This window comes from Pseudomonas folii (genome assembly GCF_014357575.1).
Lineage (GTDB): Bacteria > Pseudomonadota > Gammaproteobacteria > Pseudomonadales > Pseudomonadaceae > Aquipseudomonas > Aquipseudomonas folii.
This window is the reverse complement of the sequence record NZ_JACONW010000192.1, coordinates 1-8,828: the sequence shown is the minus strand read 5'-3', so window position 1 is coordinate 8,828 and position 8,828 is coordinate 1. Positions and strand designations below refer to the sequence as shown.

The following is an 8,828-nucleotide window of genomic DNA, read 5'->3' as shown; positions in this document are numbered from 1 at the left end:
TAACCACCAAACAACTGATTTCGAGAAAGACCACTAGCCATGAACGACTCAGACAACAGCAACGCACCACAATCCGTACAACGCCGTCGTGTGCTGTTCGGCCTTGGTGCTGCGGGCGCGGCTTTGGCCGGCAGCAGCCTGAGTGGCAACGTATTGGCAGCCGCTCCGGCACAGGTGACTGAAGCGCCGAATAGCGAAAAGACCGCTGACCACAACGAATTCCACGGCATCCACCAGACCGGGATCGTCAACCCGCGTCCGGCGTCTGGCATGCTGGTGGCGTTCGATGTATTGGCTGCCGACCGGGAAGACCTGGAGCGTCTGTTTCGAACGCTGAACGAGCGCATCACGTTCCTGATGACCGGCGGAACAGTGCCGCAGATTGATCCGAAGTTGCCGCCTGTGGACTCTGGCATCCTCGGCCCGGTCGTCACGCCGGATAACCTGACCATCACCGTTTCGGTGGGCGACTCGCTGTTCGACGAGCGCTTCGGCCTCGAAAGCGTCAAGCCCAAGCGTCTAAGCCGCATGGTCGGCTTCCCCAACGATGCGCTGGAAGCGGACAGCTGCCATGGCGACTTGAGCATTCAGTTCTGCGCCAACAGCGCCGACAGCAACATCCACGCCCTGCGCGACATCGTGAAAAACCTGCCGGACCTGCTACTGGTGCGCTGGAAGCAGGAAGGCACGGTGCCGCCGCAAGCGCCGAAGAAACCCGGCCAGCCACCGGAAAGCGCCCGTAACTTCCTCGGTTTCCGCGACGGCTCGGCCAACCCGGACTCCAATAACCAGAAGACCATGAACGAGCTGGTCTGGGTGCAACCGGGCAGCGACGAACCGGACTGGGCCGTCAATGGCAGCTATCAGGCGGTGCGGGTCATCCGCAACTTTGTTGAGCGCTGGGACCGCACGCCATTGCAGGAACAGGAAGCGATTTTCGGCCGGGTCAAAACCACCGGCGCGCCCATGGATGGCAAGGTAGAAACCGATGTGCCGGACTACGCCGCCGACCCTCACGGCAAGAAAACCAGACTGGATTCCCATATCCGTCTGGCCAACCCGCGCACGGCTGAAAGCCAGCGCAACCTGATCCTGCGTCGCCCGTTCAACTACTCCAACGGCGTCAACAAGAATGGCCAGCTCGACATGGGCCTGCTGTTCATCTGCTACCAGTCCGACCTCGAAAAAGGCTTCATCACCGTGCAGACCCGCCTCAATGGCGAACCACTGGAGGAATACCTAAAGCCGGTGGGCGGTGGGTACTTCTTCACCCTGCCCGGCGTGATCAACGACCAGGACTTCATTGGTCGCTCACTGCTTCAGGCTTCGGCCAAAGCCGACACCAAAACTGCGTAATGACTACCCCTTAAGCCACCTCAACAGGAAGAGTCCCATGAAGAAGTTGCCTTTTGCTTTGCTGCTCACCGCCGGTCTGCTGCAGACCCCGGTCTTCGCCGCCACTGCGCCGCTGGACCTGGTAGGGCCGGTTTCGGACTACAAAATCTACGTCACCGAACAGATCGGCGAGCTGGTCAGCCACACCCAGAAGTTCACTGACGCAGTGAAGAAAGGCGACCTGGCCACCGCTAAAAAACTGTACGCGCCGACCCGCGTGTTCTATGAAGAAATCGAGCCAATGGCTGAGCTGTTCAGCGACCTGGACGCCTCCATTGACTCCCGTGTTGATGACCACGAGGCTGGCGTGAACGCCGAAGACTTCACCGGCTTCCACCGCCTGGAATACGCGCTGTTCTCGCAGAACAGCACCAAAGACCAAGGCCCGATTGCTGACAAGTTGATGGCTGACGTGAAAGATCTGGAAAACCGCGTTGCCGGTCTGACTTTCCCGCCTGAAAAGGTTGTAGGCGGTGCAGCTGCACTTTTGGAAGAAGTCGCTGCAACGAAGATCTCCGGTGAGGAAGACCGCTACAGCCACACTGACCTGTATGACTTCCAGGGCAACATCGACGGCGCGAAGAAAATCGTCGACCTGTTCCGCCCGCAAATCGAGAAGTCCGACAAGGTGTTCGCTGCCAAGGTCGACAAGAATTTCGCCACCGTGGACAAGATCCTGGCCAAGTACAAGACCAAAGATGGCGGTTTCGAAACTTACGACAAAGTGAAAGAAAACGACCGCAAAGCGCTGGTCGGCCCGGTTAACACCCTGGCTGAAGACCTGTCGACCTTGCGTGGGAAGTTAGGATTGAATTGATTTAACCCGATCTGTGAGGTTGGGTGGGGAATTGATCTAATCCATCCTGTAGGAGCGGCGTGGGACCGGCTTTAGCCGGGAAGGCGTTATTCCTCACACTGCATATCTGTCGACTGCACTGGCCTCTTCCCGGCTAAAGCCGGTCCCACGTCAACTTGCGGATATCCCACAGGGGTTATGCATCGCCTGTGGGATATCCACCAAGCCTGCCCTCACGCCTTCTTGTCGTGATTGATGATCAACTTGTAAAACGTTGCAGCCCCGCCTTCGGTGGCATACCCGGTGTTGTCCTGGGTATACACACCCGCCTTGAAGTACAGCAACTTGTCTTTCCACGTAGCATCCAGCTTGGCACCCCAAGCAAAGTCAGCCGCATTCACTGTCAGATTACCTGCAGGCGTCAGGTGGATGCTGTAGCTGAACCGCACGTTCAACGGTACGCCGGAAGCGATGTTGATGACTTCGATTTCAGCGTCCGGGCTACGGCGGAATTTAGCGACGATATTGCCGGTCTGCAGTTTTTCCTTGAACTGATACTCGACCTTGAGCAACGGCTCGGTGCTCTGGAAAGCGTGAATCTGGCCGATGACGATTTTGCCGGTTGAAGGCACTTGATTGACCGTGAGTGCAGCGCGCAGGAAATTGTCTGCCTGGGAGTAAGTCCAGTTGTAGACCTTGCCGTCCGCTGTCGTCTCTCGCAGTTCCGTCCGCGGGAATTTAGCGTTCTCCGTTTTGGACCCGGTTACCGGAGCCCAGAAGAACAATGTATTGCCAGAACGAAAATAACCATCCTGATAACCCTGAACCAGTTTAGGGGTATCAATAATCACGGATGGAGTGCCTACAGGAATGGAAAGGTTCCAGGTGGCGAGGTCGATCATCGCATGCTCACAAGGTGCGGCCAGCGCACCGACAAAGGTCTCTAAACCGGGCGCTTGAGCTACCGGATGGCTTCGTCTGGCGTATCGGCTGAATCGATTTTTTTGTGAGCAACAGGCGACACTGAATTGGCGTCAATAAAACAGCGCGCCGCACTAAAGGCCACTATTTCGATATCAACGCTCGAATCAGGGCTGATGTCCTCCCCTGCCCTGCAAGCATCATCAAATATGGAAACTGCGAAATGAGAACCACGTCAGTTTTTTGGACGTGCGTTCTGTAATGGCTGCTTTACGGTTAAAAAAACATAAATAAATGCCGACCAACGGTATGAAAATAATCAAATCGAACGGCACTTTTTTGATTTAACCCTGTCCGCCGACTGATTTTTTCACGAGTGTTAGTGCATCCGCTCATCAAGCCGATTGGCGATTCGGACTTGACTGTAAGACTTTGTTACAGGATTATAGTTAGCAAGCTAATTATGTTGTCACGAACAATATCCTCGCTAACTAATTTCCCGGTTCTTTTATGTCCCTCGATTCACTGCAGATGAGCATCAGCAGCGGCATGGTCGCTTCGTCCCGACAATGGCGCCGCATCTGCCACAACACGCTGGTGCGCTATGGCGTTTCCGAAGCCTGTGCTGCGCCGTTGTTGATGATTCTGCGCCTGGGCGATGGAGTGAATCAGGTCACGGTGGCCCACGCAGCAGGCATGGAAAGCCCGACGCTGGTCCGCCTGCTCGACCAACTGTGCAATGCCGACATCGTGTGCCGCACCGAAGACCCGTCTGATCGCCGGGCCAAATCCCTGAGCCTTACCGAAAATGGCCGGGTGGTCGCGCTGGCCATCGAAGACGAGTTGCTGCGCTTGCGCCGCGAGGTACTTAAAGGTGTGGCCAAGGAAGACCTCGAAGCGACTTTGCGAGTGTTCAAGGCGTTCAGTGATGCGGCCAATCAAGACAGCGCGGGGTCGCTTTGAAAGACTTCTTCGCAGGCGTGCCACCGGCCCGGGACTGGTTCTATGGCGTCCGCACCTTCGGCGCGTCAATGCTGGCGCTGTATATCGCACTGCTCATGGAAATGCCGCGGCCCTACTGGGCGATGGCGACGGTATATATCGTCTCCAGTCCGTTCGTGGGTCCGACCAGCTCCAAGGCGCTGTACCGGGCAATCGGTACGCTGACCGGCGCAGCGGCGTCAGTGTTAATCGTGCCGATGTTCGTCCAGACACCATTTCTGCTCGCCATCGTGATTGCCCTCTGGACCGGCACGCTGCTGTTTCTGTCGCTGCATCTGCGCACTGCCAACAGCTACGCCTTGATGCTGGCCGGTTACACCATGCCGCTGATCTCCTTCCCGGTGGTGGACAATCCGCAAGCGGTGTTCGAGATCGCCGTATCCCGAACCGAAGAGATCTTTCTCGGCATCGTCTGCGCCGCCGTGGTCGGCAGCATTTTCTGGCCGCGCCGCCTGGCGCCGGTCATGCAAGGCTCGGCAGATAAATGGTTTAGCGATGCCTCGGCCTACTGCGACCGCTTTCTGTCACGCAGCGCCAACGCTGAAGAAGTCGGCACCCTGCGCAGCTCGATGGTCGGCACCTTCAATACCCTCGAACTGATGATCGGCCAGTTACCTCATGAAGGCGCCCGCAAACAAACGGTGCGCAACGCCAAAGAGCTGCGGGGCCGCATGATCCACCTGCTGCCGGTGATCGACGCCCTGGACGATGCTTTATGGGCATTGGAGCGACGCACGCCGGAACTGGTCGCCAATCTCGCGCCGCTGTTGATCGAGACGCGCGCCTGGCTGGAAAACACCGCCAGTGGCCTGCAGACAAAACAATGGGAGACGCTGCATGGCGAACTGGATCGCCTGCAACCCAGCGCGGCGCAGCTTGATGATCGCCGTCAGTTGTTGCTGTCGAACGCGCTTTACCGCCTGGGTGAATTCATCGATCTGTGGCAGGACTGCCGAACCTTGCAGCACGCCATCAAGACTGACGACCAGACCCCGTGGCGCGCCGTTTACCGGCATTGGCGGCTGGCGCGCATCACGCCGTTTCTGGACCGCGGGCTGATGCTCTATTCGGTGATGACTTCGGTGTTGGCGATCATCGTTGCTTCGGTGCTGTGGATTCTGCTCGGCTGGACGGATGGCGCGGCCGCCGTGGCATTGGCCGCCGTGTCGTGCAGCTTCTTTGCGGCCATGGACGATCCGGCCCCACAGATTTACCGGTTCTTCTTCTGGACCATGCTGTCAGTCGTTTTCGCCAGCCTGTACCTGTTCGTGGTCCTGCCCAACCTGCATGACTTCCCGATGCTGGTGCTGGCCTTCGCGGTGCCGTTTATTTGTGTCGGCACCCTGACCGTGCAGCCACGCTTCTACCTGGGCACCTTGCTGACAATCGTCAACACCTCGTCCTTTGTCAGCATTCAGAGCGCCTACGACGCGGACTTTCTGAACTTCATCAACTCCAACCTGGCCGGTCCGGTGGGCTTGCTGTTCGCGTTCATCTGGACACTGGTCATGCGTCCGTTTGGCGTCGAACTGGCAGCCAAACGCCTGACCCGCTTCAGCTGGCGCGACATTGTTGCCCTGACCGAACCCGCGACACTGGCTGAACATCGGGCCATGGGCGCACAAATGCTCGACCGTCTGATGCAACAACTGCCGCGTCTGACCATCACCGCGCAAGACACCGGCATTGCCCTGCGCGACCTGCGCGTGGCTCTGAATCTACTGGACATGCTGGCCTGGTTGCCGAGGGCGCACGCGGGGCAACAGCTGTTGCTGCGCCAGGTCGTCGAAGAAGTCGGCAGCCACTTCCAGGCCTGTCTGAAAGCCGGTGAACGCCTGCCTGCGCCCAAAGGCATGTTGATGACCATGGACCGCGCACGCCGCGCCCTGACCGTTGAAATGCTGGGCGAAGAACCGGCCCGCCTGCATCTGCTGCATGCCTTGAGCGGCCTGCGTCTGGCCCTGTTGCCGGGCGTGGAAGTCGTCAATGCCGCGACCGAAACCGAAGAATTACCGCCCCATGGCCTCGACGGAGCGTCCCTATGATTGGCGATCTGGACATCAGCGGGGTCTTCGTACCCACGTTTCTCGCGCTGATGGGCATCACCTATTTACTGTTTCTCGGGGTCCACGCGGTGTTATCGCGTACCCATTTCTACCGTCTGGTCTGGCACCGGGCATTGTTCAACGTAGGTCTATACGCTTTGTTGCTCGGCGCCGTGGATACTCTCAGTCGATACCTGATGAAATGAAAAAACCTCTGCTTACTTTGGGCCGCGTGGTCCTGACTCTGCTGATCGTGACCTTCGCTGCCATCGTCGTGTGGCGCATGGTCATGTATTACATGTACGCACCCTGGACCCGGGACGGTCACATCCGCGCCGACATCGTCCAGATCGCGCCGGACGTCTCGGGGCTGATCGAGAAAGTCGACGTCGGTGATAACCAGTTGGTCAGCAAAGGCCAGGTGCTGTTCACCATCGACCAGGACCGCTTCCGTCTCGCCTTGCGCCAGACCAAGGCGACGGTTGCCGAGCGTCAGGAAACCTGGGAACAGGCCCGCCGCGAGAACAAGCGTAACCGTGGCCTCGGCAATCTGGTGGCCCGTGAGCAACTGGAAGAAAGCCAGTCCCGGGAAGCTCGCGCGCTGTCGGCGTTACAGGAATCACAAGTCGCGGTGGATGCCGCGCAACTGAACCTGGATCGCTCGGTGATCCGCAGCCCGGTAGACGGCTACCTCAACGACCGCGCGCCCCGCGCCCACGAGTTCGTTACCGCGGGTCGACCTGTGTTGTCGGTTGTCGACGGCGCTTCATTCCACATCGATGGCTACTTCGAAGAAACCAAGCTCGACGGTATTCATATCGGACAAAGCGTGGACATCCGGGTGATCGGCGACAACGCCCGTCTGCGGGGCCACGTCGTGAGCATCGTCGCCGGTATCGAAGACCGCGACCGCACCAGCGGCTCCAACCTGCTGCCCAACGTCAATCCGGCGTTCAGCTGGGTGCGCCTGGCCCAGCGTATTCCGGTGCGCATCGCCTTCGACGAGGTGCCGGACAACTTCCGCATGATCGCCGGGCGCACCGCCACGGTGTCGATCATTGAAGACGGTCAGGCCTCGGACAGCAAGGAGACCGGCCAATGACACACCTCACGCGCCTGACGGCAACGGTCGGGCTTGGCTTGCTGCTGTCGGCGTGTCAGATGGTTGGCCCTGACTACCAACTGCCCAAGGACGCTGCGATCAACCGTCCGGACCTGCAAGGCGAATTGGCCGGAGAGTCGGTCAATACCGTTTCCGCACCGGTCCCTGCTGACTGGTGGCGTCTGTATCAGGACCCGCGTCTGAATCAACTGGTGCAACAGGCCATGGCCTCCAATACCGACCTGCGCATCGCCGCCGCCAACCTGCAACGCGCCCGCTACCAGAGTTCCGAGGCCGAAGCGGCAGGCGGTTTTACCACCAGCGCCAAAGCCGGTGCGCAGCGCCTTCAAGAGTCTGGCGAAGCGTTTTTGCTGTCCGAGAAAGTCCCGGTGGGTAACGTCGGCGATGTGGGCATTACTACGTCATATCAGTTCGATTTGTTCGGCACCCTGCAACGAGGCATTGAAGCCGCCAACGCCAACGTTGATGCTGCGCAAGCCGCCGCCGAAACCGCACGCATCACCTTGGTGGCTGACGTGGTTCGCGCTTACACCCAAGTCTGCGCCGCCAACGAAGAACACGACATCGCCATGGAATCGCTGAGCCTGCAAAAGCAGAGCGTCAGCCTGACCCAGCGTCTGCGTGACGCCGGGCGTGGCGACGAAACTCAAGTGACGCGCTCGGAAACCCAGTTCAAATCCTTGAGCGCGGAACTGCCGCGTTACGAGGCCTTGCGTCAGACCGGTCTGTACCGTTTGTCGATGCTGCTGGCCAAACCGCTGGATCAATTGCCGGCGGGCGTGAGCACGTGTAATGAGTTGCCGCATATTGCTCAGGTGATGCCGGTGGGCGATGGGGCAGCGCTGCTCAAGCGCCGCCCGGATGTGCGTCAGGCAGAACGGCGTCTGGCTGCTTCGACTGCTGAAATCGGCGTGGCGACGGGTGAGTTGTACCCGGACATCAGCATCGGTGCGACCGTCGGCACCGTGGGCCTGCTGGAAAATCTGGGCAAGCCGGTGGCTAACCGTTGGGGTTTTGGTCCGTTGATTAACTGGACCGTGCCGTCGAACGGCGCTCGCGCCCGGATTCATGAGGCCGAGGCGTCGAGCCAGGCGGCATTGGCGCGATTTGATGGTGTGGTGCTGAACGCCATACGGGAAACCCAGACGGGTCTGGCGCAGTATACGGCGCTGTTGCAACGCCGTGACGCGCTGACCGATGCCGCGCAATCGGCTGAGCAGGCGGCGGATCAGACGCATCGTTTCTTCCAGGCTGGACGGGCTTCGTTTCTGGCTGATTTGCAGGCGACCCGGACTTATACGGATGTGCGGGCGCAGTTGGCGACGGCCAATACGCAGGTGGCGATGGGGCAGATTGATCTGTTTCTGGCGTTGGGTGGAGGTTGGGAGAGTAGCGGCTCGGCGCCTAAGCCCTAAGTGTTGCGGCTAGTGTACATATCCGTTTTCCCGTGAAGGCTTACATTGGTTGCGCTTTTACAGCGCCTCACTTTTGAACAGCGCAAAAGTAAGCAAAACGCTCATGCCCCACCACTTGGTGCCTCGCCTAG

General features: G+C 59.1%; 8 protein-coding genes. 7 read left to right on the top strand and 1 reads right to left on the bottom strand.

The annotated features are described in order from the left end of the window. Nucleotides 1–39 precede the first annotated feature (39 nt). Together efeB and efeO are read left to right on the top strand one after the other, a co-directional pair. Nucleotides 40–1,356 carry an iron uptake transporter deferrochelatase/peroxidase subunit gene (efeB, locus tag H8S59_RS24480; protein WP_187523089.1) on the top strand — a complete coding sequence of 439 codons (1,317 nt, stop codon included), beginning with the start codon at nt 40–42 and terminating at the stop codon, nt 1,354–1,356. 37 nt (nt 1,357–1,393) lie between these two features. Beyond that, a complete protein-coding gene (gene efeO / locus H8S59_RS24475; RefSeq protein ID WP_187523088.1) occupies nt 1,394–2,212 on the top strand; it encodes an iron uptake system protein EfeO in 819 nt (272 codons plus the stop codon). Between the two features lie 212 nt (nt 2,213–2,424). Here the strand turns inward: efeO and H8S59_RS24470 are convergent, their stop codons facing one another. Then, on the bottom strand, nt 2,425–3,093 hold the full coding sequence (locus H8S59_RS24470; RefSeq protein ID WP_095099420.1) for a polysaccharide lyase family 7 protein: 669 nt from the start codon (nt 3,091–3,093) through the stop codon (nt 2,425–2,427). A 529-nt stretch (nt 3,094–3,622) separates the two neighbouring features. On the opposite strand from H8S59_RS24470, the gene H8S59_RS24465 reads away from it, so the two are divergent. From H8S59_RS24465 to H8S59_RS24445, 5 genes are read left to right on the top strand one after another with little or no spacing between them, the layout of a single operon-like run. Next, the gene (locus H8S59_RS24465) at nt 3,623–4,075 is read left to right on the top strand and encodes a MarR family winged helix-turn-helix transcriptional regulator (RefSeq protein WP_087273662.1); all 453 of its coding nucleotides are present in this window, start codon (nt 3,623–3,625) and stop codon (nt 4,073–4,075) included. Continuing rightward, nucleotides 4,072–6,159 (top strand): FUSC family protein, encoded by a 2,088-nt coding sequence (locus H8S59_RS24460; RefSeq protein WP_187523087.1) that lies wholly within the window; start codon nt 4,072–4,074, stop codon nt 6,157–6,159. Before H8S59_RS24465 ends, H8S59_RS24460 begins: the two co-directional genes overlap by 4 nt. After that, nucleotides 6,156–6,365, top strand: coding sequence for a DUF1656 domain-containing protein (locus tag H8S59_RS24455; RefSeq protein ID WP_027902485.1), 210 nt, complete (start codon nt 6,156–6,158; stop codon nt 6,363–6,365). The genes H8S59_RS24460 and H8S59_RS24455 overlap by 4 nt, the downstream gene beginning before the upstream one ends. Further along, nucleotides 6,362–7,261: an efflux RND transporter periplasmic adaptor subunit gene (locus H8S59_RS24450; RefSeq protein WP_187523086.1), complete on the top strand. Its 900-nt coding sequence runs from the start codon at nt 6,362–6,364 to the stop codon at nt 7,259–7,261. Before H8S59_RS24455 ends, H8S59_RS24450 begins: the two co-directional genes overlap by 4 nt. Then, nucleotides 7,258–8,697, top strand: a complete 1,440-nt coding sequence (locus tag H8S59_RS24445; RefSeq protein WP_187523085.1) for an efflux transporter outer membrane subunit — start codon at nt 7,258–7,260, stop codon at nt 8,695–8,697. The genes H8S59_RS24450 and H8S59_RS24445 overlap by 4 nt, the downstream gene beginning before the upstream one ends. The last annotated feature ends 131 nt before the right edge of the window (nt 8,698–8,828 follow it).

Coding starts and splice junctions, on each gene's coding strand:
- efeB (WP_187523089.1), top strand. CDS start 40: ATGAACGACTCAGACAACAGCAACGCACCACAATCCGTACAACGCCGT.
- H8S59_RS24450 (WP_187523086.1), top strand. CDS start 6,362: ATGAAAAAACCTCTGCTTACTTTGGGCCGCGTGGTCCTGACTCTGCTG.
- H8S59_RS24445 (WP_187523085.1), top strand. CDS start 7,258: ATGACACACCTCACGCGCCTGACGGCAACGGTCGGGCTTGGCTTGCTG.
- H8S59_RS24470 (WP_095099420.1), bottom strand. CDS start 3,093: ATGATCGACCTCGCCACCTGGAACCTTTCCATTCCTGTAGGCACTCCA.
- H8S59_RS24455 (WP_027902485.1), top strand. CDS start 6,156: ATGATTGGCGATCTGGACATCAGCGGGGTCTTCGTACCCACGTTTCTC.
- efeO (WP_187523088.1), top strand. CDS start 1,394: ATGAAGAAGTTGCCTTTTGCTTTGCTGCTCACCGCCGGTCTGCTGCAG.
- H8S59_RS24465 (WP_087273662.1), top strand. CDS start 3,623: ATGTCCCTCGATTCACTGCAGATGAGCATCAGCAGCGGCATGGTCGCT.